This is a genomic window from Enterobacter cloacae complex sp. I2 (assembly GCF_014896205.1).
Taxonomy (GTDB): Bacteria; Pseudomonadota; Gammaproteobacteria; order Enterobacterales; family Enterobacteriaceae; genus Enterobacter; species Enterobacter quasihormaechei.
Map to the genome: position 1 here is coordinate 39747 of NZ_JADBRA010000002.1, position 23011 is coordinate 62757.

Annotated in this window: 21 protein-coding genes; 12 read left to right on the forward strand and 9 right to left on the reverse strand. The window is 56.8% G+C overall.

What is annotated here, in order from left to right:
- Nucleotides 1–6 precede the first annotated feature (6 nt).
- Genes pgaB through pgaD form a run of 3 tightly spaced genes read left to right on the forward strand, consistent with a single transcriptional unit; the run spans nt 7 to nt 3699 of the window.
- The gene (gene pgaB / locus IM300_RS02360) at nt 7–1944 is read left to right on the forward strand and encodes a poly-beta-1,6-N-acetyl-D-glucosamine N-deacetylase PgaB (protein ID WP_193035146.1); all 1938 of its coding nucleotides are present in this window, start codon (nt 7–9) and stop codon (nt 1942–1944) included.
- Nucleotides 1937–3268, forward strand: a complete 1332-nt coding sequence (pgaC, locus tag IM300_RS02365) for a poly-beta-1,6-N-acetyl-D-glucosamine synthase (RefSeq protein WP_063451196.1) — start codon at nt 1937–1939, stop codon at nt 3266–3268. The genes pgaB and pgaC overlap by 8 nt, the downstream gene beginning before the upstream one ends.
- Complete coding sequence (pgaD, locus tag IM300_RS02370) at nt 3265–3699, forward strand: poly-beta-1,6-N-acetyl-D-glucosamine biosynthesis protein PgaD (protein WP_193035148.1); 435 nt, start codon at nt 3265–3267, stop codon at nt 3697–3699. The genes pgaC and pgaD overlap by 4 nt, the downstream gene beginning before the upstream one ends.
- 51 nt (nt 3700–3750) lie before the next feature.
- On the opposite strand, the gene gss is transcribed toward pgaD, so the two are convergent.
- Nucleotides 3751–5613 (reverse strand): bifunctional glutathionylspermidine amidase/synthase, encoded by a 1863-nt coding sequence (gene gss, locus IM300_RS02375; RefSeq protein WP_193035150.1) that lies wholly within the window; start codon nt 5611–5613, stop codon nt 3751–3753.
- A gap of 182 nt (nt 5614–5795) precedes the next feature.
- On the opposite strand from gss, the gene yghU reads away from it, so the two are divergent.
- Both yghU and fucR read left to right on the forward strand, forming a co-directional pair.
- A complete protein-coding gene (yghU, locus tag IM300_RS02380) occupies nt 5796–6662 on the forward strand; it encodes a glutathione-dependent disulfide-bond oxidoreductase (RefSeq protein ID WP_063451193.1) in 867 nt (288 codons plus the stop codon).
- Between the two features lie 91 nt (nt 6663–6753).
- The gene (gene fucR, locus IM300_RS02385; RefSeq protein ID WP_226842008.1) at nt 6754–7488 is read left to right on the forward strand and encodes an L-fucose operon activator; all 735 of its coding nucleotides are present in this window, start codon (nt 6754–6756) and stop codon (nt 7486–7488) included.
- Between the two features lie 2 nt (nt 7489–7490).
- Here the strand turns inward: fucR and IM300_RS02390 are convergent, their stop codons facing one another.
- Nucleotides 7491–9038, reverse strand: coding sequence for a methyl-accepting chemotaxis protein (locus IM300_RS02390; protein ID WP_193035153.1), 1548 nt, complete (start codon nt 9036–9038; stop codon nt 7491–7493).
- Nucleotides 9039–9369: 331 nt separating this feature from the next.
- On the opposite strand from IM300_RS02390, the gene IM300_RS02395 reads away from it, so the two are divergent.
- Nucleotides 9370–10410 (forward strand): aldo/keto reductase, encoded by a 1041-nt coding sequence (locus IM300_RS02395; RefSeq protein ID WP_193035155.1) that lies wholly within the window; start codon nt 9370–9372, stop codon nt 10408–10410.
- A 69-nt stretch (nt 10411–10479) separates the two neighbouring features.
- Here the strand turns inward: IM300_RS02395 and IM300_RS02400 are convergent, their stop codons facing one another.
- Both IM300_RS02400 and IM300_RS02405 read right to left on the reverse strand, forming a co-directional pair.
- Nucleotides 10480–10968, reverse strand: a complete 489-nt coding sequence (locus tag IM300_RS02400; protein WP_003862473.1) for a TIGR00645 family protein — start codon at nt 10966–10968, stop codon at nt 10480–10482.
- A gap of 43 nt (nt 10969–11011) precedes the next feature.
- Entirely contained in the window at nt 11012–11515 is a 504-nt protein-coding gene (locus IM300_RS02405) for an ESA_00282 family adhesion-associated protein (RefSeq protein WP_131636393.1), read from the reverse strand.
- Nucleotides 11516–11617: 102 nt separating this feature from the next.
- On the opposite strand from IM300_RS02405, the gene IM300_RS02410 reads away from it, so the two are divergent.
- Both IM300_RS02410 and IM300_RS02415 read left to right on the forward strand, forming a co-directional pair.
- Entirely contained in the window at nt 11618–12022 is a 405-nt protein-coding gene (locus IM300_RS02410) for a hypothetical protein (protein ID WP_063867777.1), read from the forward strand.
- A gap of 1 nt (nt 12023) precedes the next feature.
- Nucleotides 12024–12452, forward strand: a complete 429-nt coding sequence (locus IM300_RS02415; protein WP_193035157.1) for a cytoplasmic protein — start codon at nt 12024–12026, stop codon at nt 12450–12452.
- A gap of 92 nt (nt 12453–12544) precedes the next feature.
- Here the strand turns inward: IM300_RS02415 and exbD are convergent, their stop codons facing one another.
- Together exbD and exbB are read right to left on the reverse strand one after the other, a co-directional pair.
- On the reverse strand, nt 12545–12970 hold the full coding sequence (gene exbD, locus IM300_RS02420) for a TonB system transport protein ExbD (protein WP_001251472.1): 426 nt from the start codon (nt 12968–12970) through the stop codon (nt 12545–12547).
- A gap of 4 nt (nt 12971–12974) precedes the next feature.
- Nucleotides 12975–13706, reverse strand: coding sequence for a tol-pal system-associated acyl-CoA thioesterase (gene exbB, locus IM300_RS02425; RefSeq protein WP_063867771.1), 732 nt, complete (start codon nt 13704–13706; stop codon nt 12975–12977).
- Nucleotides 13707–13956: 250 nt separating this feature from the next.
- On the opposite strand from exbB, the gene metC reads away from it, so the two are divergent.
- Complete coding sequence (gene metC / locus IM300_RS02430; RefSeq protein WP_063867770.1) at nt 13957–15144, forward strand: cystathionine beta-lyase; 1188 nt, start codon at nt 13957–13959, stop codon at nt 15142–15144.
- Between the two features lie 142 nt (nt 15145–15286).
- Nucleotides 15287–15946: a DedA family general envelope maintenance protein YghB gene (gene yghB, locus IM300_RS02435; RefSeq protein WP_023323743.1), complete on the forward strand. Its 660-nt coding sequence runs from the start codon at nt 15287–15289 to the stop codon at nt 15944–15946.
- A 45-nt stretch (nt 15947–15991) separates the two neighbouring features.
- Here the strand turns inward: yghB and IM300_RS02440 are convergent, their stop codons facing one another.
- Entirely contained in the window at nt 15992–16891 is a 900-nt protein-coding gene (locus IM300_RS02440) for an AraC family transcriptional regulator (protein WP_063451185.1), read from the reverse strand.
- Between the two features lie 195 nt (nt 16892–17086).
- Here IM300_RS02440 and yqhD point away from each other — a divergent pair, with 195 nt between their 5' ends.
- Together yqhD and dkgA are read left to right on the forward strand one after the other, a co-directional pair.
- Entirely contained in the window at nt 17087–18250 is a 1164-nt protein-coding gene (gene yqhD / locus IM300_RS02445) for an alcohol dehydrogenase (RefSeq protein ID WP_193035159.1), read from the forward strand.
- A 105-nt stretch (nt 18251–18355) separates the two neighbouring features.
- Complete coding sequence (gene dkgA, locus IM300_RS02450) at nt 18356–19183, forward strand: 2,5-didehydrogluconate reductase DkgA (protein ID WP_193035161.1); 828 nt, start codon at nt 18356–18358, stop codon at nt 19181–19183.
- 33 nt (nt 19184–19216) lie between these two features.
- On the opposite strand, the gene IM300_RS02455 is transcribed toward dkgA, so the two are convergent.
- Both IM300_RS02455 and ftsP read right to left on the reverse strand, forming a co-directional pair.
- Entirely contained in the window at nt 19217–21388 is a 2172-nt protein-coding gene (locus tag IM300_RS02455) for a YgiQ family radical SAM protein (protein ID WP_226842001.1), read from the reverse strand.
- 151 nt (nt 21389–21539) lie between these two features.
- Nucleotides 21540–22952, reverse strand: coding sequence for a cell division protein FtsP (gene ftsP, locus IM300_RS02460; RefSeq protein ID WP_063867761.1), 1413 nt, complete (start codon nt 22950–22952; stop codon nt 21540–21542).
- Nucleotides 22953–23011: the final 59 nt, after the last annotated feature.

A 23011-nucleotide genomic window follows, 5' to 3' on the forward strand; every position in this document is an offset into this window, starting at 1 on the left:
ATGACTATGCTGAACACACGTTTTTCAGTGAGACTGTTACTCACCGCCTGTCTCTGCCTCAGCGCGAGCGTTTACGCGCAGGCGCTCTCGTTTATTGCGCCCAAAGAGAGGCCGCAGCAGGAGGCAAGCAAACCCTGGCCGACAAACCAGTTTCTGGTGCTCGCCTATCACGACGTTGAAGATGATGCTGCCGATCAGCGCTACCTCTCCGTTCGCACCAGCGCGTTAAACGAGCAGATTAGCTGGCTTTTGCATAACGGCTATCACGCCATCAGCGTGCAGGACATTCTCGATGCCCATGACGGAAAGAAAACGCTGCCGCAGAAAGCCGTTTTACTCAGCTTTGATGATGGCTACAGCAGCTTTTATACCCGCGTCTGGCCGCTGCTTCAGGCATGGAACGTTCCTGCGCTGTGGGCGCCGGTGGGCAGCTGGGTGGATACGCCGTCAAATCAAAAGGTTAACTTCGGCGGTCTGATGACGCCCCGCGATCGGTTCGCGACGTGGGATATGGTGCGCGAGTTAAGCCGCTCCCCGCTGGTTGAAATCGGCGCGCATACCTGGGCCTCACATTACGGCATTCCGGCCAACCCGCAGGGCAGCCGTGAACCGGCCATCGCCAGCCGCTTTTATGATAAAGCGACGGGGCGCTATGAAACTGACGCACAGTTCAGCCAGCGGATCGGCGATGACGTGCGCAAGGTGACGGATAAAATAACTCAGGTAACCGGGAAAGCGCCGCGCGCCTGGGTCTGGCCGTACGGAGCAGCCAACGGCACGTCACTGTCTATTGCCAAAAAAGAGGGCTACCGGCTGGCCTTTACCCTGGAGGACGGACTGGGCGACGTGGGCAATCTCAGCAGCATTCCCCGCCTGCTGATTTCCGGGAATCCCTCGCTCAAAACCTTTGCCAGTACTGTCAGCCAGATTCAGGAGCACGATCCCGTGCGCGTCATGCACGTCGATCTCGACTACGTTTACGATCCCGACCCGACTCAGCAGGCCCAGAATATCAACAAGCTGGTCCAGCGGGTCTACGACATGAAAATAAGCCATGTTTTCCTCCAGGCCTTTGCCGACCCGCAGGGCGACGGCAAAATCAAAGCGCTCTATTTCCCCAACCGCCGGCTTCCGGTTCGGGCCGATCTCTTTAATTTTATCTCCTGGCAGCTCCAGACCCGGGCGGGCGTGAAGGTCTTCGCGTGGATGCCGGTGCTCTCGTTCGATCTCGATCCTTCCCTGCCGCGCGTTCAGCGTCGGGATCGTCAGACAGGCGCATTGCACGAGGCCACCGATCCCTATATCAGGCTTTCGCCATGGAACCCGCAGGTTCGCCAGCAGGTGACGGAAATCTATGAAGATTTAGCCCGGCATGCCAGCTTCAACGGGATTGTGTTCCATGACGATGCGGTGCTGACGGACGTTGACGATGCCGGGCAGGATACCGCGCGCCAGAGGAGCCAGCTGCTTATTGGGTTTACCCAGGCCTTAAGCCAGGCGGTAAAGGACATTCGTGGTCCGCAAATCAAAACCGCGCGGAATATGTTCGTCTTGCCCATTCTGCAACCCGAAAGCGAAGCGTGGTTTGCGCAGAATCTTGATGATTTTCTGGCGGCCTATGACTGGACGGTACCGATGGCAATGCCCCTGATGGAGTCCGTCCCGGTAGAGGAGAGCAATGCATGGCTTACGCGTTTGGTTAAAGCCGTCGCCGCGCGGCCCGGCGCGCTCAATAAGACCATTTTTGAACTCCAGGCGAGAGACTGGTCGCAAACACCGCAACGCCCCGTTCCCGACGAGCGTCTGGTGGAGTGGATGCGCGTGCTCCAGCTGAACGGCGTCAAAAACTACGGTTACTACCCCGACGATTTCATTAACAACCAGCCTGCTATGTCCCGCATCAGGCCTGAATTATCTTCCTACTGGTATCCTGACAATGACTGATCGCATCATCGCATTCTCTATTTTATGTCTGGTGTTCGGGCTGCCATTAGGCGTTGCCGCCCTGTTTACCGGCGAGCTGATCCTGGATTTTGTGTTCTTCTGGCCGCTGTTCATGTCCGTATTGTGGATAACCGGCGGTCTCTACTTCTGGTTTCAGCTCGAACGACGCTGGCCGTGGGGCAAAGAAACGCCAGCCCCGATGCTCGCCGGTGAGCCGTTAATTTCCATCCTTATTCCCTGCTTCAACGAGGAAAGGAATGCCAGAGAGACCATCAGCGCAGCGCTGGCTCAGCGGTATGAAAATATTGAAGTTATCGCCATTAATGACGGTTCTTCCGACAACACCGCCCGGGAGCTGCACCAGCTCGCGCTGGAGCAGCCGCGCCTGCGGGTGATTAACCTCGCGGAGAACCAGGGAAAAGCCGTTGCGCTCAAGGCCGGCGCAGCGGCGGCCCGTGGCGATCTGCTGGTCTGCATTGACGGCGACGCCCTGCTTGACCGCGACACGGCGGCGTATCTGGTGGCGCCGCTGATCCAGTATCCCCACGTTGGGGCCGTCACAGGGAACCCGCGCATTCGCACGCGCTCGACGCTGATTGGCCGTATTCAGGTGGGCGAGTTCTCATCCATCATTGGGCTTATCAAACGGACGCAGCGGATCTATGGCCGGGTCTTTACCGTCTCGGGCGTGATCGCCGCCTTTCGCCGCCAGGCGCTGGCGGACGTCGGGTACTGGAGTCCGGACATGATCACGGAAGACATCGACATCAGCTGGAAGCTCCAGCTGCGCCACTGGGATATCTTTTTCGAGCCGCGGGCACTGTGCTGGATCCTGATGCCGGAGACCCTCAAAGGCCTGTGGAAACAGCGTCTGCGCTGGGCGCAGGGCGGCGCGGAGGTGTTTCTGGTCAACCTTCGCAGAATAGTGCGCTGGGAACACCATCGCATGTGGCCCCTGTTTATGGAGTACGCGCTGTCAACGCTGTGGGCGTTTGCTTACGCGGTGACGGTACTGTTATTCCTCATCAGCCATGTCGCGCCGGTGCCCGCCAACCTGACCGTTGAAACCCTCTTTCCACCGGCGTTTACCGGGCTATTGCTGGGCGTTATGTGCCTGATGCAGTTCCTTGTCAGCCTGTACATCGAGCGGCGGTATGAGCGAAAAGTGGCGAGCTCGCTTTTCTGGGTGATTTGGTTCCCGATGGTCTACTGGATGATTGGCCTGTTCACCACCCTTGTTGCATTTCCAAAAGTTATGCTTAAGCGCCAGCGCGCACGCGCACGCTGGATCAGCCCGGACCGGGGAAAAGGACGTCTTCAATGAACGAAAATACCTTAATTTTGACTGAACACCGGCTACTCCCACGCCTTTTCGATACCGCGTTAACGCTGCTGGCGTGGGGAGGATTTCTGTTTTTTCTGTATGCCCGGCTGTGGATGCAGTTAACTGAAGAGAGCGAGTACCGGTGGGGAGACATCATTGCTTCCTTTAACACGGTACTAATTTATTTGCTGCTCGCCGTACTCAACGGCTGGCTTCTGATTTTATGGTATCAGTACAATCGTCGACGTACCCACGTAAGACGCCGTCGTGCGGGCTATTTGCACCATGACGAGCTTGCCAGAAGCTTTGACGTCTCACCGCAGCTTATCTCGGAGATGAGCCAGTACAACCTGCTGACGGTCTATCATGACCAGATCGGCCGCATCATTGATCTCAAGATTAGCGAACAGCAGGACGAGGAAGAAGAGTAAGAAAAAGCCCCCGCCGGTTATCCGGCGGGGGCTTTTTGTCGCGGGTATGAATTACTTATCCTTCACCACAATCAGCGGTTCAATATCGCTCTCTTTTTTCACCACCAGCGAGTCATCCCCGCGCAGACAGGTTCCGCCATAGTTCCCGCCCACGGTAAAGGTGCAGACCTGAATGTATTTGCCGTCAACCTTCGGCAGGCACCACAGCTGCTGATAGATATTTTTACGATCGACAAACTTGCCGCTGGATTTATCCAGCAACTCATCCTGAGCGCTGATGAGGTCGATGTTGCTCCCGCAGCGCCCGGCAATGGGCTTAACGGCGTAACCGGTCTGCTTCAGCAGGTCGTTCACCTCAAAGTCGGTATCCAGCAGATAGCGGTGGTTCGGGAACAGCTGCCACAGCACCGGCAGAATCGCCTTGTTACCGGGGATCACCGTCCACAGCGGTTCGAAGACCAGCACTTCCGGGCGCAGAAGGACGTCGATCAGGCGTACTTCACCCTGCGGGTGTCCGGTGCGGATAGGCACGGCGGCGTACTCGGTTTCGCTCACCTCGCGGATCTGCTCAATCGCCGTTTCCCACGCCCAGGTTTTCCATACGCAGTTGACGTGACGGCCTTCATCATCAATCAGTTGCCCGGCGGCATCCCAGCTCAGCGCGCCCAGGCCATGGAGGATTTTGGTTTCAAACCCGGCCTGGATCAGCGAGCGCTGAATAAAGAGCGCGTGGTAATCCTCTTCAGTATCGTTGTCCTGCATGATATGCACGAACGGCCGCGCGTGGCTGTGCTTCCAGGCGCCGGTCAGCTCCTCCAGCAAGCCTTCCGCCGGATTGTGGCCGATGCCGCGGTAGCCGTTTTTCACCCACTCTTCGAGAATGAGCCCGCCCTCGGTATGGCAGGAGGCGGAATCCGCGTTGTACTCGTAAACCTTGATGCCGCGCTCATCCATGCAGAAATCCATACGACCGGTGATCATATGGTGACGACGCCACTGCCAGGAGAGGCGCAGGCGCGGCCAGAGGATTTTCGGGATGTCGAAAAGTGCGAGGAGATTGTCGTCTTTCAGCACCTTGTCGGTGGCGTGGAGGTACATCAGGTGCAGTTCGTTGGTGGCTTTGATCAGCTCCTGCTCGGCGCTTTCGGTAATGGTGAAGTACTGGCAGGGATCGTTGTTGATAACGTGGCCGTTGGCGCGAACGTACGCCTGTTGCAGGGCGTCGTTTTCATTGAGCCATTTCCCGTCAAACTGACGGCAGTTCTTCAGCCGCGCGCCGCTGATTTTCAGCAGCTCACCGTCGATCTCCGGCTGAGGAATGCTGTGTTCAGTCTCCTCCGTCTGGATCATCCAGCCGAGGATCTCGGTATCGCTGAACGTGTCATGAAGCGTATAGCAGCCGTTTTCAACGCTCAGACGCAGCTCGCGCGTCCACTGCTGCCCCAGCGGCAGCGGGGCATGGATCACGTTCTGCTCCGCAATGCGCACCCTGTCGTCCAGCAGCTGGGTGATGACGGCCACGTGTCCGGTCTCCTGAAACTCACCGCCCTTTTGCCAGATAAGCAGCGCCCCGGCCTGCGGTGCGCGCTTCGAGCCATTGGCAAAGGCCTGTAACGGCAGAATGTTGTCGTTCACCACCTGGCGTAAAAAACGCAGAGAAAAGATCTCCCACGCCATCCCGACGTCGGTAAAGACAAACCCGTGGTTGAGAAACAGGAAGCGGCGCGCAAACTCAACGCACTGCCATTTATGACCCATGTATTCGTTGCCGATATAGCTGCGAAACTCCGCGTCTTCCGGGTAGTGGCGCGGATCGAGACTGCCATAATTTGAAGAGTAAATCGCCACGCCACCCGGCGCATAACCTAATAACGTCCCGAAGGGTGCGTCACTGCTTAACGTTCCTTTACGCATGTGTCCAACCTAAAACAGGCAGGCGGCAATTTTTTGTGGGGTTGTCGTCGTCTGCACGTTGTAATTAACTGACAGAGGTGGCGTTATCATACACCCGCCCTGACCATTACGCTCGCATCGTTAAACGGTTCTTATATCTCCTGCTACACTGCCTCAACACAACACCAAAAAGGCAGGCCAACATGTCCGAAAATACCTATCAGCCACCGAAAGTGTGGGAATGGAAACAGAATAACGGCGGCGCGTTCGCCAATATCAACCGTCCCGTCTCGGGCGCCACGCACGAGAAAGAGCTCCCCGTGGGCGCGCACCCGCTCCAGCTGTACTCTCTGGGTACGCCGAATGGACAGAAAGTTACCATCATGCTGGAAGAGCTGCTGGCGCTGGGCGTGACGGGTGCGGAATACGACGCATGGCTAATCCGCATCGGTGAGGGCGATCAGTTCTCCAGCGGGTTTGTCGACGTGAACCCGAACTCGAAGATCCCGGCGCTGCGTGACCACTCCACTACCCCGCCGACGCGCGTTTTTGAATCCGGCAATATCCTGCTCTATCTGGCCGAAAAGTTTGGTCACTTCCTGCCAAAAGATCCGGCAGGACGAACGGAAACCCTGAACTGGCTGTTCTGGTTACAGGGCGCGGCCCCGTTCCTCGGCGGCGGTTTCGGCCACTTCTACAACTACGCGCCGGTGAAGATTGAGTACGCTATCGATCGCTTCACCATGGAAGCTAAACGCCTGTTCGACGTGCTGGACAAACAGCTGGCGCGCGGCCGTTACGTGGCAGGCGAAGAGTACACCATCGCCGATATGGCGATCTGGCCGTGGTTTGGCTGCGTGGCGCTGGGCAGCGTTTACAACGCCGCCGAGTTCCTCGACGCCGGGAAGTACACCAACGTGCAGCGCTGGGCAAAAGATGTGGCGAATCGCCCTGGGGTTAAACGCGGACGCATCGTTAACCGCACCAACGGCGAGCTGAGCGAGCAGTTGCATGAGCGCCATTCAGCGAGCGACTTCGATACCCAGACGGAAGATAAACGTCAGGCCTGACGGATGACCGGGCGGTTCGCCGCCCTTCTTCTGCGATGAGAAAAGTGAGTCAGCACGCGTGCGCAAGGAACCTCGTATGTCAGACCAGACGCTGAAAGCAACCCGACAGCAGCGCCTTATCGCTTTGCTGAGTAAAAGCGACTGGCTGACTACCGATGTACTGGCTGAGAAACTCTCCGTCAGTAAAGAGACAATCCGCCGGGATTTGAAGTCGTTGCAGCAGCAGGGGAAGCTCCTGCGTCAGCACGGACGAGCGCGTCTGATTCATCCCGATAGCCGCGACAGCGGTGAACCCTTTGGCGCACGGCTGAAAAGCCATTATGCCGACAAAGCCGATATTGCCCGCCACGCGCTAGGCTGGATCAGCGAAGGGATGACCATTGCCCTTGATGCCAGTTCGACCTGCTTTCATCTGGCGCGCCAGCTTCCGGATATCGAACTCACCGTGTTTACCAATAGCCTGCCTATCTGCCACGAGATGGCGAAGCGCGAGCGGATCACGCTTATCTGTTCCGGCGGAACGCTTGAGCGTAAGTATCGCTGCTATGTTAATCCGGCGCTGGTGACGCAGCTAAAAGGGCTGGAGATCGATCTGTTTATCTTCTCGTGTGAAGGGGTCGATGAGCATGGCGTCCTTTGGGATCCGTCCGAGCACAACGCGGGTTTTAAGGCGCTGCTGTTAAGCCGCGCCAGCCAGTCGCTGCTGCTGATCGATAAAAGTAAACTTATGCGGGCAAGCGAAGTGAAAATCGGCCAGCTGTCGCAGGTGACACAGATGATTCAGAGCGATAAACGTCAGGCCGCCAGTGACAGCCTGACGCAGTGATGTTACGCGGAGAGACGGAACTTCTGCACTGAGCGCTGGAGCTCTTCAGTCTGCCGCTCCAGTGCGGCGGCGGCGGCGGAAACCTGCTCCACCAGCGAGGCGTTCTGCTGGGTCACGCCGTCCATCTGGGTGATGGCCACGCCCACCTGCGAAATGCCTTTACTCTGCTCCTCTGACGCGGTGGCGATCTGCTTCATAATGACGGTCACCTCCGTCACGTCCCGCAGGATGGCTTCCATCGTCGTGCCGGTATCGTTCACCAGCTGCGCCCCCTGCGCCACGCGGGAAACGGAATCTGCAATCAGCCCTTCGATCTCCTTTGCCGCGTTCGCGCTGCGGCTGGCCAGATTACGCACCTCACCCGCAACGACCGCAAAGCCACGCCCCTGCTCCCCTGCCCGGGCCGCCTCGACCGCGGCGTTAAGCGCCAGAATGTTGGTCTGGAAGGCGATACTGTTAATCACGGAGGTGATTTCAGCAATCTTCTTCGAGCTGGCTGAGATGCCGCTCATGGTGGTGACGACCTCGTCGACCAGTGAACCGCCGCGGCTGGCCGTGCCGGAAGCAATGTCCGCCAGCTGGCTGGCCTGGCGTGCGCTTTCGGCGTTCAGCTTCACGGTTGCGGTAAGCTGCTCCATGCTTGCCGCCGTCTCTTCCAGCGCAGCGGCCTGCTCTTCGGTACGCGAAGAGAGATCGTTATTCCCGCTGGAGATCTCCGTTGCCCCGCGCCAGATATTCTCGCTGCCGGAACGGATGGTGCTGACCGCCTCACGCAGGCTGTCCTGCATGGCGCTCAGCAGCGGCACCAGCTGGCCCACGCAGTTGCGGCCAATGGGCTCAATCGGCTGGCTGAGATCGCCCTGCGCAATCTGGCGGAACTGCTGGCGGATGCGTTCCAGCGGCTTCACCAGCAGCGCCACCAGGTAGCGGTCGGTGAAGAGCAGGATCAGCAGACCGACGATCGTGGCGGTAACGATCACCGTCCGGGTTATGCTGGTGAGGCTGTCGACCACTACGCGCGTACTGTCGAGCGCCGTCACCGCAGAATTGTTAAAGTTCTCAACCGCGGCGCCAAACGCGCGGCTCAGCGGCGGCGTGACGTTGTTGGCCTGCTGACGATAGCCTTCGAGCGTCGCCTGCTTCGCCTGCGCCATCTGCGGCGTAACGCCCCGATCGAGCAGCGCCTGCCAGGTGGAAATGACCTGCGCAGAGACCGTTTCATCCATCGGGCCCGGGGAGATGGCCTTTATCTCCGCCAGCTTTTTGCTCATGTTATCCAGAGCCTGCTGGGCGGAAGCCAGGTCCGGCGTGCCGCCCGCCGCTTTAACGTCCATCGCGCGGCTCAGGCGGGTGACAAAGCGAAAATACTGATCGTTACCCTGGCTCAATACCGTCATTTGCCGGACCAGCTGACGGTCAACGTCGTTACCATCAGAAACGCGGGACAGAGACCAGGTGCTGTAAAGCCCTACGCCCGCCCACATGACACAAAAGATCCCCAGTATCGTCAGCATGACGAAACGGATGGTGAAATTACGAAGCATGTTCATTGAGTGTTCCTTGCCGTGAGGGTGAATTCGCCCAGAGGCGAGTGCTATCCTCGTTATCGGCAGGGACAGGGGAAAAGATAACCCCTTGTGATGATTTATTTAAGCAGTGCTTATTATTCCAGATGCTTTTTAAACCAGCTTAACGTTCTCGACCAGCCAGCTCGGCTTCGGGCTGGTCATAGCGTGGGCATAATAGTCATCGTAATCAATCAGCTCGTGCGGAAAATTCTTGCTAGTCAGGCGCGTCGTCGCTTATCTCCACGATTTATGATTTGATAGGCTTAGAATAAAAACGCTGTTTCGAAAATTCACCGATAAGAAAGGAGACATCATGTCCTGGCACCCTTACTCCGGCCGATACGAAAATATGCAGTACCGATACTGCGGCAAAAGTGGCCTGCGCTTGCCGGCGCTGTCGCTGGGCCTGTGGCACAGCTTCGGTCACGTTCAGGCGCTCGATTCCCAGCGTACGCTGCTGCGTAAAGCCTTCGATCTCGGCATTACCCATTTTGACCTTGCCAATAACTACGGCCCTCCTGCGGGCAGCGCTGAAGAAAATTTTGGCCGCCTGCTGCGGGAAGATTTTGCCGGTTATCGCGACGAGCTGATTATCTCCACCAAAGCGGGCTACGACATGTGGCCAGGGCCGTACGGTTCGGGCGGTTCACGTAAATATCTGCTCGCCAGCCTCGACCAGAGCCTGAAACGCATGGGCGTGGAGTATGTGGATATTTTCTATTCTCACCGCGTTGACGAACACACGCCGATGGAAGAGACCGCCGCCGCGCTGGCACACGCGGTGCAGAGCGGAAAAGCGCTGTATGTCGGCATTTCGTCTTACTCCACGGAACGCACGACGGCGATGGCCGAACTGCTGCGCGAGTGGAAGATCCCGCTTTTGATCCACCAGCCGTCTTACAACCTGCTTAACCGCTGGGTCGACAAAACTGGCCTGCTGGACGCGCTGGAGAAAAACGGAACGGGCTGTATCGCCTTTACCCCGCTGGCGCAGGGCCTGCTGACCGGTAAATACCTGAACGGTATTCCGGACGGTTCACGCATGCAGCGCGAAGGGAAGAAAGTGCGCGGCCTGACGGAGAACATGCTGACGGAAGCTAACCTGAGTAGCCTTCGTCTGCTGAATGAAATGGCGCACGCGCGCGGGCAGACGATGGCGCAGATGGCGCTAAGCTGGCTGTTGAAAGACGCGCGCGTAACGTCGGTGCTCATTGGTGCGAGCCGCCCGGAGCAGCTGGAAGAGAACGTGCAGGCGCTGAATAACCTGCGCTTTACCGAAGATGAACTGACGCGCATTGACCAGCACGTGACGGACGGTGAACTGAATTTGTGGCAGGCGTCGTCGGATAAATAAATAGTGCGGCCTGCTACCCCCCCGGCCCTCTCCCACAGGGAGAGGGTTAGAGTGAGGGGCGCGGTAAAATTATTTCTTACTGATCTTATCCAGATACCCCATCACAAACGCCGACAGCACAAACGTCAGGTGGATAATGACATACCACATCAGCTTATTGTCCGGGACGTTCTTCGCGTCCATAAAGACGCGTAACAGGTGAATAGACGAAATCGCCACAATTGACGCCGCGACTTTATTTTTCAGCGAGGAGGCGTCCATTTTCCCCAGCCAGCTGAGCTTTTCTTTATGCTCGGCGATATCAAGCTGAGAGACGAAGTTCTCATAACCGGAGAACATCACCATCACCAGTAATCCCCCCACCAGCGTCATATCCACCAGCGACAGCAGAACCAGAATCAAATCGGCTTCTGCCACGGAGAAAATGTTTGGCAGGACGTGGAAAATCTCCTGGAAGAACTTGATCGTCAGAGCGACCAGCGCCAGGGAAAGACCAAAATAGACGGGTGCGAGCAGCCAGCGAGAGGCATACATTGCGTTTTCAAAAAAGCGTTCCATAAAATCCTGTCTGCAAACGAAACCAGCGCTCAGTATATCTCAACTACACATCGTTGGGATCTACATCCGGGCGCGCATACTCCGGCCAGACCAGCGCAACCAGTTCCGGGTAGGCTTCCAGGCTAAACTCGCGAAAACACTGGCGCAGATTTAATACGTCCAAATCGGAGTACGACACCTTCTCACCATTCAGACAGCGCTTTTTGATATTGTCATAATATTTATAGACGGCGGAATTAAGGTCGCTACAGCGGCGCTGCGCATCGAACAGGCCGGGCGTGTCATTAATGTCGGACATTTTCATCCGCTTAATTGTCGCATGAAGAAAATCGATATATTCGTGATTCACCCGCCAGTACCACACCGGCGTCACGGCGTTCATCAATACGGAGAAATGATCTTCCCCCTCCTCTTTGGACATCAATTCAGGCTGCGGCGGTTCACTGACGTCTTTTGACACTTTCGTTTTATTGAACTCTTGCATCAATAAAAGCACGCCAGCGGTCAGTAATAGTAACGTTATGACCGTAAAGAAAATGCTGTTCATGGGTAGGCTCCATTTTTTTTGATTTTAAAATTGCCTCATGTTATTGTCAACGAATCTCACCCTTTTTCCAACCCCACCCTTTTGAAATTAAAGGAAATTAAAATGCTGCCCGACAATATTGTCCCGGCAAAGTACCACATTACGCCTGTGGAACAGCCTTCGACGGAAGCAGATAAAGAGGCGAATTTCACTCAAGGAAAAAGAAAACTCTCCGACTACGAAGCCGATATATTAATTGGTGTTTCGCGCACCGGCAAATCCCGTAATATGGTGCTGGAAGAGCACGATCGCCATTTAAAAGAACGTTTATTTCGGGCCATCAAGATTGAAGCTCTGGTTCATCTGCTGAATGATTTACAGGCCGAAGGGGAAATAGATGCCCAGACTTTAAGTCAAATAATGGCCGAGAAAACGCAGCAAATAAATGAAGCGGGCAATGAAATTTGGCTTAATTTAATTACGCGTGAAAAAAACAATCCCATTTTTTATCAGCTGGGGGAAGATTAACGTGAATAATGATACCGGTAATAACGTTTATTTGACTTTAGATGATAAGAAAAGCGATGAATTTATCTTAAAGCAAAATCTCGACGCCCTCAAAAAGATAAAAAATGACGAGATGACGCGAATTACGCAGGATTTAATTTCAATTCCGGCCACGCTGGTGCGCCTGAAATGGCAGAACCGCCGGGAGATTTATGCCTTGCAGGTCAAAGAGGAAATTTGCGGCGCGGTGATGAACGCCATTATCGAACAGCACCCTGAGCTGAAGGAGAAGATCCTCGGGCGGCTGGAGGCGAGCTATCAGTACCTGCTGGCACGCGAAACCGCCACCCTGCGCCTGACCCGTAAACTCTCGGAAGGCAACTATCGCACATCAAACGTCACCTGCGTGGCGCTCGATGAAGAGGCGTCAACAACATCTTCCGACTGCTGACAACGTGGTTCGCCCGGAGGCGCTAGCCTGAGATTGTAGGCCGGGTAAGGCGAAGCCGCCACCCGGCACGGAAGGCGGCAAAAGCCATCGTTTTACTTCGCGGCCGCTTTCTCTTCGCCGACCAGACCAATCTTCAGATAACCCGCCTGATGCAGCGTGTCCATTACCTTCATCATGGTTTCGTAATCGACGGTTTTATCCGCGCGGAAGAAGACGGTGGTGTCTTTCTTGCCGCCGGTCAGCTGGTCCAGCGCCGGAATAACCGAGGCATCCGTCACCGGATCGTTGCCCAGGAACATGGATTTATCAGCCTTCACCGACAGGTAGATAGGCTTTTCCGGACGCGGCTGCGGCTGGCTGGAGGATGCAGGCAGATTCACTTTTACGTCCACCGTCGCCAGCGGCGCGGCAACCATAAAAATAATCAGCAGAACCAGCATGACGTCGATAAACGGCGTCACGTTGATCTCATGCATTTCACCGTTATCGTCCAGATTTTCATTAAGACGCATTGCCATACAATCAACCTACGCGCAGTTTGGAGGCCGCATGCACCGGCTTAACGGCGCTGGCGTTCAGGTCCAGGTCGCGGCTTTGCAGCAGCAGAACCTGCGCGGCAACGTCGCCCAGCGTGGCTTTGTAACTGCCAATCATGCGTGCAAAGATGTTATAGATAACCACCGCCGGGATAGCGGCAACCAGACCGATAGCCGTTGCCAGCAGCGCTTCTGCGATACCCGGCGCGACGACCGCAAGGTTAGTGGTCTGCGTCTGGGCGATGCCGATAAAGCTGTTCATGATGCCCCAGACGGTACCAAACAGGCCGACGAACGGGGAGATGGCGCCGATAGTCGCCAGGTAGCCGTTACCGCGGCCCATATGACGGCCTACGGCTGCAACGCGACGCTCCAGACGGAAGCCAGTACGCTCTTTAATGCCTTCGTTATCTTCACTGCCTGCGGAGAGTTCCAGCTCGTTCTGAGCTTCATTCACTAACAGGGTGGTCAGGCTTTTCGCATGGAAGGATGAGGTGATATCAGAAGCCTGATCCAGAGAGCGGGCTTCTGCCAGCAGCTTCTGCTCACGCTTGAGGCGACGTTTTTGTGAAAGAAGTTCGGCGCTCTTGCTGAAGAAGATAGCCCAGGTGATCACGGACGCCAGAATCAGGCCGATCATCACAATCTTAACTACGATGTCAGCATGATGGTACATGCCCCAAACGGAGAGATCCGTCTGCATCAAATTATTACCCACTCTGTATCTCCAGGACGCAAATCACAAATCTGAACGTAATAATATCAAAACGTCGTCGAATTGATAGTAGTTCTCATTAGTATTTACATAGTGCCGTAATTTTCGCTCACTTTCCTTGCGCTTACGCAGTAAAAATTTTTTATGCGTATTTTTAATAATATTTTCTGCTTATTCGATAAGCATCCGGATGCACATTCTGACAATCATGGTAGTCTGGACGTCCAGACGTATAAAAATAGGGTTAGCGAACATGACTAAAAAGCAGCTTGAGACCACGCTGGTGCAGGCAGGACGCAGTAAGAAATACACCCAGGGCTCCGTCAACAGCGTGATCCAGCGCGCCTCCTCGCTGGTGTTTGATACCGTCGAGGATAAAAAAATCGCCACGCGTAATCGCGCGAAGGGCGGGCTGTTTTACGGTCGTCGCGGCACGTTAACCCATTTCTCGTTGCAGGAAGCCATGTGCGAACTGGAGGGCGGCGCGGGCTGCGCGCTGTTCCCGTGCGGCGCGGCGGCGGTCGCCAATACCATTCTGGCGTTTGTGGAACAGGGCGACCACGTCCTGATGACCAATACCGCCTACGAACCAAGTCAGGACTTCTGCACCAAAATTCTCAGCAAGCTCGGCGTCACCACCAGCTGGTTCGATCCGCTGATTGGGTCAGGCATTGCCGGGCTTGTTCAGCCCAACACACGCGTGGTGTTCCTGGAATCTCCCGGCTCCATCACCATGGAAGTGCATGACGTCCCGGCCATCGTGAACGCGGTGCGCAGTATCGCGCCGGAAGCGATTATCATGATCGACAATACCTGGGCGGCAGGCGTGCTGTTTAAAGCGCTGGACTTTGATATTGATATCTCCATACAGGCGGCGACCAAATATCTGATTGGCCATTCCGACGGCATGATCGGTACGGCGGTAGCTAACGCCCGCTGCTGGGATCAACTGCGTGAAAACGCCTACCTGATGGGTCAGATGGTGGATGCCGATACCGCCTACATGACCAGCCGGGGCATTCGTACGCTCGGCGTGCGTCTGCGTCAGCACCACGAAAGCAGCCTGCAAATTGCCCAGTGGCTGGCGCTGCATCCGCAGGTGGAGCGCGTTAACCATCCGGCGCTGCCGGGCAGCAAAGGCCACGAATACTGGCAACGTGACTTTACGGGCAGCAGCGGGCTGTTCTCATTTGTTCTTAAAAAGCGCCTGAATGACGCCGAGCTGGCGCGCTATCTGGATCACTTTACCCTCTTCAGCATGGCCTATTCCTGGGGTGGATTTGAATCGCTGATCCTGCCTAACCAGCCGGAGCAGATTGCGGCCCTGCGCCCGGGCGGCGAGGTGGACTTTGAGGGGACCTTAATCCGCCTGCATATCGGGCTGGAAAATGTGGACGATTTAATTGCGGATTTATCGGCAGGGTTTGAGCGCATCGTGTAAAGTGCTGGCTGAAATGTACTCCCCGGAAGCCATTCTGAACACCGCAAGCGGAAAAGTCTGTATGAGATGCGCCTGCGATCAACCCCGACAGGCAAATTTGGGAGTACAATAGCGTTATATCTGCTGTTCCACAGGAAAGTCCATGGCTGTTATTCAAAATATCATCACGGCGCTCTGGCAACACGATTTTGCCGCGCTGGCGGACCCGCATGTCGTCGGGATTGTCTATTTCGTGATGTTCGCGACGCTGTTTCTGGAAAATGGACTACTGCCAGCCTCATTTTTACCCGGAGACAGCCTGCTTCTGCTCGCAGGAGCGTTAATCGGCAAGGGCGTGATGGACTTCGCACCGACAATGGTGATCCTCACCTCTGCGGCCAGTCTCGGCTGCTGGCTGAGCTATTTGCAGGGGCGCTGGCTTGGAAACACCCGCGTGGTGAAGGGCTGGCTGGCGCAGCTGCCACATAAATACCACCAGCGTGCGACCTGCATGTTTGACCGCCACGGCCTGCTGGCGCTGCTCGCAGGGCGTTTTCTGGCGTTTGTGCGTACCCTGCTGCCGACCATGGCGGGGATTTCAGGCCTGTCTAACCGCCGCTTCCAGTTCTTCAACTGGCTGAGCGCCCTGCTCTGGGTGGGTGTGGTCACTACGCTCGGCTACGCGCTGAATATGATCCCCTTTGTTAAGCGCCATGAAGACCAGGTGATGACGTTCCTGATGGTGCTGCCGATCTTCCTGCTGGTTGCTGGGCTGGTGGGTACTATTGCGGTGGTGATTAAGAAAAAGTATTGCAGTGCATAAACAAAAGCCGGGTGGCGCTACCGCTTACCCGGCCTACGTTTCCCCTCAGGCTCCCTGCATGGTTCGGATGCGCGACGCATCTTCCCCCGGCGTAACGCCGAAGTAACGCTTAAACTCCCGACTAAACTGCGACGCGCTTTCATATCCAACCCGCATCGCCGCCGCGCTGGCCTTCATGCCATCGTGGATCATCAACATCCGCGCCTTGTGCAGACGGTAGGTTTTGAGGTACTGCAACGGCGACGTGCTGGTGACGGATTTAAAGTTATGGTGAAACGCCGAGACGCTCATATTGGCTTCTGCCGCCAGCTGGTCAACGCTAAGGTTTTCGGTGTACTGGCTCTCAATACGCTTCAGCACGCGGCTAATCAGGCTGAAGTGCGTTTGCCGGCTTACCAGCGCCAGCAGCGCCCCGCCGCCCGGCCCCAGCAGCACGTGATAAAGAATTTCGCGGATAATCTGCTTTCCGAGAATACGGGCGTCCAGCGGCCTTTCCATCACATCTAACAGGCGTTCGATCGCGCAAAGAATTTCATCCGATAAGGTCGCGGAGTTAATACCGCTTGCCGCCATCGACGGCCGGAACAGTTCGTCCTCCCCTATCTCCATCAGCAGCTCCTGCAACTGGAGGATATCGACGTTGACGCGGATCCCGGCCAGGGGCACATCCTCTGTCGCGAAGGTTTCACATTCGAAGGGTAAAGGTACTGTCAGAAGCAGATATTCATTGGGATCGTAACGGAAAACGCGCTCGTTGATATAGCCAATCTTATGGCCAGAAAAGAGAAAAACGATGCCGGGCTGATACATCACCGGGGTGCGTGTACCGGGCTGGGTTCCGTAGAGCAGCCGAATATCCGGCAATAGCCCGGACACATTATTTCCATTATCTGTCAGTCTCTTAATCTGCGACGTTAGCTGATGGCAGATGGCATCACGGTTCATTTTCAGTTACTCCGGGTACGGTTTCCGACGTTAACAGTGTGCGCATTTTCTTACCGTTTCTCCAGCGCGCTGTAGAAATGGGCAAGACATCGGCAGGAATGTGCATTGAGAGGATAGCGCCTGCCCGCCACAATGTGCAGCATCAGGTTGCCTTCTGCGCCACCACGATTTTTTACCCACTACAGGGAACAAGCCATGAACAACTTTAACCTTCACACCCCAACCCGCATTCTGTTTGGTAAAGACGCTATCGCTGACCTGCGTGCACAAATCCCGACGGACGCCCGCGTCCTGATTACCTACGGCGGCGGCAGCGTGAAAAAAACCGGCGTACTGGATCAGGTTTACCGCGCGCTGGAAGGACTGGACGTGCGCGAGTTCGGCGGGATCGAGCCTAACCCGTCTTATGAAACGCTGATGAACGCGGTGAAAATCGCCCGCGAGGAGCAGATCACCTTCCTGCTGGCGGTGGGCGGCGGCTCCGTGCTGGACGGCACCAAATTCATCGCGGCGGCAGCGCATTACGCTGACGGCATCGACCCGTGGCATATTCTGGAAACGGGCGGCAGCGACATTAGCAGTGCCATCCCGATGGGTTCCGTGTTGACGCTACCGGCCACCGGCTCTGAATCCAACAAAGGCGCGGTCATCTCCCGTAAAACCACCGGTGACAAGCAGGCCTTTATGAACGAACACGTTCAGCCCGTTTTCGCGATCCTCGATCCGGTTTACACCTATACCCTGCCTGCACGTCAGGTGGCGAACGGCGTGGTCGATGCCTTTGTTCACACCGTTGAGCAGTACGTGACTTATCCAGTTAATGCCAAAATTCAGGATCGCTTTGCGGAAGGCATTCTGCTGACGCTGATTGAGGAAGGTCCGAAAGCGCTGAAAGAGCCTGAAAACTACGACGTGCGTGCCAACGTCATGTGGGCCGCCACCCAGGCGCTGAACGGCCTGATCGGCGCAGGCGTGCCGCAGGACTGGGCTACCCATATGCTCGGCCACGAGCTGACGGCGATGCACGGCCTGGATCACGCCCAGACGCTGGCGGTGGTTCTGCCTGCGCTGTGGAACGAAAAACGTGACGTTAAGCGCGCCAAGCTGCTCCAGTACGCCGAACGCGTGTGGAACATCACCGAGGGTTCCGACGATGCGCGTATTGATGCCGCGATTGCAGCCACCCGTCAGTTCTTTGGAAGCCTGGGTGTGCCAACGCGTCTCTCTGACTACGGCCTGGACGGCAGCTCCATCCCTGCCCTGCTGGCGAAACTGGAAGCACACGGCATGACGCAGATCGGCGAGCATGGCGACATCACCCTGGACGTCAGCCGTCGCATTTACGAAGCGGCACGCTAAGCGTTTTTAGGATCCTGACTTTCGTTTTTTGACATTTCGTCCAGACTTAATGCACATCACATCGTCGGAGGTTCCCTCCGGCGATGAGCACCTGAAGGAGGAAAAATGGCAAACCAAACCGTAATCAAGCTACAGGACGGCAACGTGATGCCCCAGCTGGGGCTAGGTGTATGGAAAGCCGGTAACGACGAGGTCGTCTCCGCCATTCATAAAGCCCTGGAAGTCGGCTATCGGTCCATCGATACTGCCGCCGCCTATAAAAACGAGGACGGCGTGGGGACCGCGCTTGCCAGCGCTGGCGTTCCCCGCGATGAGTTATTCATCACCACCAAGCTGTGGAACGACGATCAAAAGCGTCCCCGCGAAGCGTTGCAGGAGAGCCTGGAGAAACTCCAGCTCGATTTTGTCGATCTCTATCTGATGCACTGGCCGGTTCCGGCTATCGATCATTACGTTGATGCCTGGAAGGGGATGATTGACCTGCAAAAAGAGGGGCTGATTAAAAGCATCGGCGTCTGTAATTTCCAGGTTCATCACCTGCAACGCCTGATTGATGAAACGGGCGTCGCACCGGTAATTAACCAGATTGAGCTGCACCCGCTGATGCAGCAGCGCCAGCTTCATTCGTGGAACGCCACGCACAAGATCCAGACCGAATCCTGGAGCCCGCTGGCCCAGGGCGGCGAAGGGGTGTTTGACCAGAAAATTATCCGCGAACTGGCGGATAAGTACGGTAAAACGCCGGCGCAGATTGTCATCCGCTGGCATCTGGACAGCGGTCTGGTGGTGATCCCGAAATCGGTCACGCCGTCGCGTATCGCCGAGAACTTCGACGTCTGGGATTTCCGCCTGGATAAAGACGAACTGGGTGAGATTGCGAAGCTGGATCAGGGTAAGCGCCTTGGGCCGGATCCGGAACAGTTCGGCGGTTAATAAAAAACCCCGGCTTGCCGGGGTTTTTCTTTTTTACGCTTTGCGCTTCACGGGCTTCTTCGCGCTGGAATTACCATTCGAACGCTGATGCACAATCGGCGTGTGCTTGGTCAACGCCGGGCGCGTATTGCGGTTCTGGCGGCGCGCTTCGCGCATCTCTTCCAGCGTTGGCGCAGGCACCAGACAATCACGACGCGAGCCAATGAGGTGCTTTTTGCCCATTTCTTCCAGCGCCTGACGGATCAGCGGCCAGTTTTTCGGGTCGTGATAGCGCAGCAGCGCTTTGTGCAGACGGCGCTGTTTATCCCCTTTCGGCACCACCACGTCTTCACTCTTATAGCCAATCTTACTCAGCGGGTTCTTGCCGGTGTAATACATGGTCGTCGAGTTAGCGAGCGGCGACGGATAGAAGTTCTGCACCTGATCCAGACGGAACCGACGCTGCTTCAGCCACAGCGCCAGGTTCACCATGTCTTCATCACGCGTGCCAGGGTGCGCGGAGATGAAGTAAGGGATCAGATACTGCTCTTTCCCCGCCTGTTTTGAGTAGGTGTCGAAGAGCTGTTTAAAGCGGTCGTAGCTGCCCATGCCCGGCTTCATCATTTTGGACAGCGGGCCTTCTTCGGTGTGCTCCGGGGCGATCTTCAGATACCCGCCCACGTGGTGCGTCGCCAGCTCTTTAATATAGCGCGGATCTTCCACAGCGATGTCGTAACGCACGCCAGAGGCGATCAGGATCTTCTTGATGCCTTTGAGATCGCGCGCGCGGCGGTAGAGGTTGATCGTCGGCTCGTGGTTGGTGTCCATATGCTCACAAATGCTCGGATAGACACAGGAGAGACGGCGGCAGGTCTGCTCGGCGCGCGGCGATTTACAACGCAGCATATACATGTTCGCCGTCGGGCCACCCAGATCGGAGATCACGCCGGTAAAGCCCGGCACCGTGTCGCGAATCGCTTCGATCTCGTTAACAATCGACTCTTCGGAGCGGCTCTGGATAATACGGCCTTCGTGTTCGGTGATCGAACAGAAGGAGCACCCGCCAAAGCAGCCGCGCATGATATTGACCGAAAAGCGGATCATCTCGTACGCCGGAATACGGCTGTTGCCGTATGACGGATGCGGCACGCGCTTGTACGGCAGGGCAAAGACGCTGTCCATCTCTTCGGTAGAGAGCGGGATCGCCGGCGGGTTAACCCAGATATAGCGCTCACCGTGCTTTTGCATCAGCGCACGGGCGCAGCCCGGGTTGGTTTCGTGGTGTAGAATACGCGACGCGTGGGCGTAGAGCACCTTATCGCTTTTCACCTTCTCGTAAGACGGCAGCAGCACGTAGGTCTTCTCCCACGGTTTCGGACGCGGCGGCTGCACCACCACGGCCTTTGCTTCCGCTTTCTTTGGTTCAACCGGTTTGTTATCCGCGCACGGCAGATCGTCACCGTACGGATGTGGGATAGGGTCGATTTTGCCCGGCATATCGATAATGCGGGAATCCACCCCGCTCCAGCCCGGCAGCGCCTCTTTCACCATGATCGCAGTATTGCGCACGTCGCGGATCTCGCTGACCGCTTCACCCTGCGCCAGACGGTGTGCCACTTCCACCAGCGGACGCTCACCGTTACCGAAGATCAGCATATCGGCTTTCGAATCCACCAGCACCGAGCGGCGCACGGTGTCAGACCAGTAGTCGTAGTGCGCGGTACGGCGCAGGCTCGCCTCGATGCCGCCCAGGATCACCGGCACGTCTTTCCATGCTTCTTTGCATCGCTGGGTGTAAACGAGGGTCGCGCGATCGGGACGTTTACCCGCCACGTTGTCTGCCGTATAAGCATCGTCATGGCGCAGCTTACGATCAGCGGTATAGCGGTTGATCATCGAGTCCATGTTGCCCGCGGTCACGCCGAAGAACAGGTTTGGCTTGCCCAGACGCATGAAGTCGTCTTTGCTGTTCCAGTCAGGCTGGGAGATGATCCCCACGCGGAAGCCCTGGGCTTCAAGCATACGGCCACAGATCGCCATGCCGAAGCTCGGGTGATCGACATACGCATCACCCGTCACCAGAATGATATCGCAGCTGTCCCAGCCCAGTTGATCCATCTCTTCCCGGGACATCGGCAGAAACGGCGCCGGTCCAAAGCAGGCCGCCCAGTACTGGGGCCAGGAGAAGAGGTCGCGATCCGGCTGGATCAGGGAAATAGCGCTCATAATGCTTCCGAAGAAAAAATAGACAAAAGGAGCGGGATTATACGCTGGAACATTGTGGGAAATGAAGGGGTATTTATTGCCCGGTGGCGCTACGCTTACCGGGCCTGCGCGCCTGTAGGTCGGGTAAGGCGAAGCCGCCACCCGACACGTTTTACGGCGCCGGATTGACCAGCATCTGCCCTACCGAGCCCCTGTCCATCATCTCCAGCGTCTGGCTGTGGAACAGGAACGGGAAGTGCGGCCACGACGGTTGACCATAGTAGACCAGCAGTTCTACCTGTCCATCCACCCAGACGGTATCTTTCCAGCCTCTGTCTTCCGGGAACGGCATCGCCCCGTTGACGTTGCGGATCAGGAACGACACCCCTTCAATATGGAAAGACTGCGGCATCTCCGAGCGGACGGTCCAGCGCTCCCAGGTTCCCTGCTGGGCGGTGATATCAATGCGGTTAACGTCCCACAGCGCGCCGTTGATGCCCGGGTCATCGCCCAGGCTGATATCGCGACTGCGCACTGCCGGCCCGGTCACGATCTCCTGCGGCAGCAGGCGCATCGGCAGGCTGTCGGTCACCAGCGGCAGCAGGCCGGTCGGGCGCAGCGTCAGCACCAGCGTGGAGACCAGAACGCTCGACGGCTCAAAGAACCCGCGTATGCGGTCAACAATGCTTGCCGCTTCGCCGCAGGTCACGGACACTTCATCTCCGTTGGTCATATCAACGAGGATTTCACGCCGTTCGCCCGGCGCCAGCGCCAGCTGTTTCACCGATACCGGCGCGGGTAATAATCCCTGATCGCCTGAAATAACATGCAGCGCACGGCCGTCGCTCATCTGCAACTGGTAACGGCGCGAGTTGGAGGCGTTCAGCAGACGCAGGCGCACCCAGCCACGTGACACTTCCACAAACGGGCTTTGCGCGCCGTTAACCAGCAGCGTATCGCCCACAAAGCCACCGCTGCCCGGCTCGCTGTACTCCGGCGTGCCAAAGTTATCCAGGCGCTTGTCCTGGATGATGACCGGGAAATCGTCCACGCCGTAGTGATTTGGGATCGGCAGCGTTTTACTGACCTCATCCTCAATCAGCCACATCCCGGCCAGGCCGTTGTAGACCTGCTGGGCGGTGCGGTTTGGGGTATTGGCGTGATACCACAGTGTCGCCGCGCTCTGACGAATCGGGAGCACGGGCGCCCAGTCGGCATTCGGCGACATCATGCGCGCCGCGCCGCCAATCAGCGGCCCCGGCACCTGCAATCCACTGACGGTCATCGCGACATTTTCAGTCGTCCGGTTACTGTAGATGAGCTTAACGTCATCGCCATTCCACACGCGAATAGTCGGCCCAAGGTAGCGTCCGTTAATGCCCCATACCTGCGCGCGCGTTCCCTGGGTAAAGGACCAGTGGCTACGCTGAAGCGTGAGGAATAGCGGCTGCCCGCGACGGGATTCAATCAACGGCGGAATGGGCAGCGGCTGTTGCTGCCCGGCGGCGCTGGCTGTCCGCGGCATCGCACCCGCACAAAGGGCGATACCCGAAGCCTGAATAAACTGACGCCGACTGAGTGACATATAAGCTCCATCTGAAACGACTAACAACGCGGGAATTCGTTTTCCCTTAAACGACGCCG

Bases quoted from the DNA above. Each gene is read 5' to 3' on its own strand.
- IM300_RS02395 (WP_193035155.1), top strand. From the start codon at position 9,370: ATGTCCTGGCACCCTTACTCCGGCCGATACGAAAATATGCAGTACCGA.
- metC (WP_063867770.1), top strand. From the start codon at position 13,957: ATGACTAAAAAGCAGCTTGAGACCACGCTGGTGCAGGCAGGACGCAGT.
- IM300_RS02455 (WP_226842001.1), bottom strand. From the start codon at position 21,388: ATGAGCGCTATTTCCCTGATCCAGCCGGATCGCGACCTCTTCTCCTGG.
- IM300_RS02400 (WP_003862473.1), bottom strand. From the start codon at position 10,968: ATGGAACGCTTTTTTGAAAACGCAATGTATGCCTCTCGCTGGCTGCTC.
- yqhD (WP_193035159.1), top strand. From the start codon at position 17,087: ATGAACAACTTTAACCTTCACACCCCAACCCGCATTCTGTTTGGTAAA.
- gss (WP_193035150.1), bottom strand. From the start codon at position 5,613: ATGCGTAAAGGAACGTTAAGCAGTGACGCACCCTTCGGGACGTTATTA.
- exbD (WP_001251472.1), bottom strand. From the start codon at position 12,970: ATGGCAATGCGTCTTAATGAAAATCTGGACGATAACGGTGAAATGCAT.
- IM300_RS02390 (WP_193035153.1), bottom strand. From the start codon at position 9,038: ATGAACATGCTTCGTAATTTCACCATCCGTTTCGTCATGCTGACGATA.
- pgaB (WP_193035146.1), top strand. From the start codon at position 7: ATGCTGAACACACGTTTTTCAGTGAGACTGTTACTCACCGCCTGTCTC.
- yghB (WP_023323743.1), top strand. From the start codon at position 15,287: ATGGCTGTTATTCAAAATATCATCACGGCGCTCTGGCAACACGATTTT.
- IM300_RS02440 (WP_063451185.1), bottom strand. From the start codon at position 16,891: ATGAACCGTGATGCCATCTGCCATCAGCTAACGTCGCAGATTAAGAGA.
- yghU (WP_063451193.1), top strand. From the start codon at position 5,796: ATGTCCGAAAATACCTATCAGCCACCGAAAGTGTGGGAATGGAAACAG.
- dkgA (WP_193035161.1), top strand. From the start codon at position 18,356: ATGGCAAACCAAACCGTAATCAAGCTACAGGACGGCAACGTGATGCCC.
- IM300_RS02405 (WP_131636393.1), bottom strand. From the start codon at position 11,515: ATGAACAGCATTTTCTTTACGGTCATAACGTTACTATTACTGACCGCT.
- IM300_RS02410 (WP_063867777.1), top strand. From the start codon at position 11,618: ATGCTGCCCGACAATATTGTCCCGGCAAAGTACCACATTACGCCTGTG.
- pgaD (WP_193035148.1), top strand. From the start codon at position 3,265: ATGAACGAAAATACCTTAATTTTGACTGAACACCGGCTACTCCCACGC.
- ftsP (WP_063867761.1), bottom strand. From the start codon at position 22,952: ATGTCACTCAGTCGGCGTCAGTTTATTCAGGCTTCGGGTATCGCCCTT.
- pgaC (WP_063451196.1), top strand. From the start codon at position 1,937: ATGACTGATCGCATCATCGCATTCTCTATTTTATGTCTGGTGTTCGGG.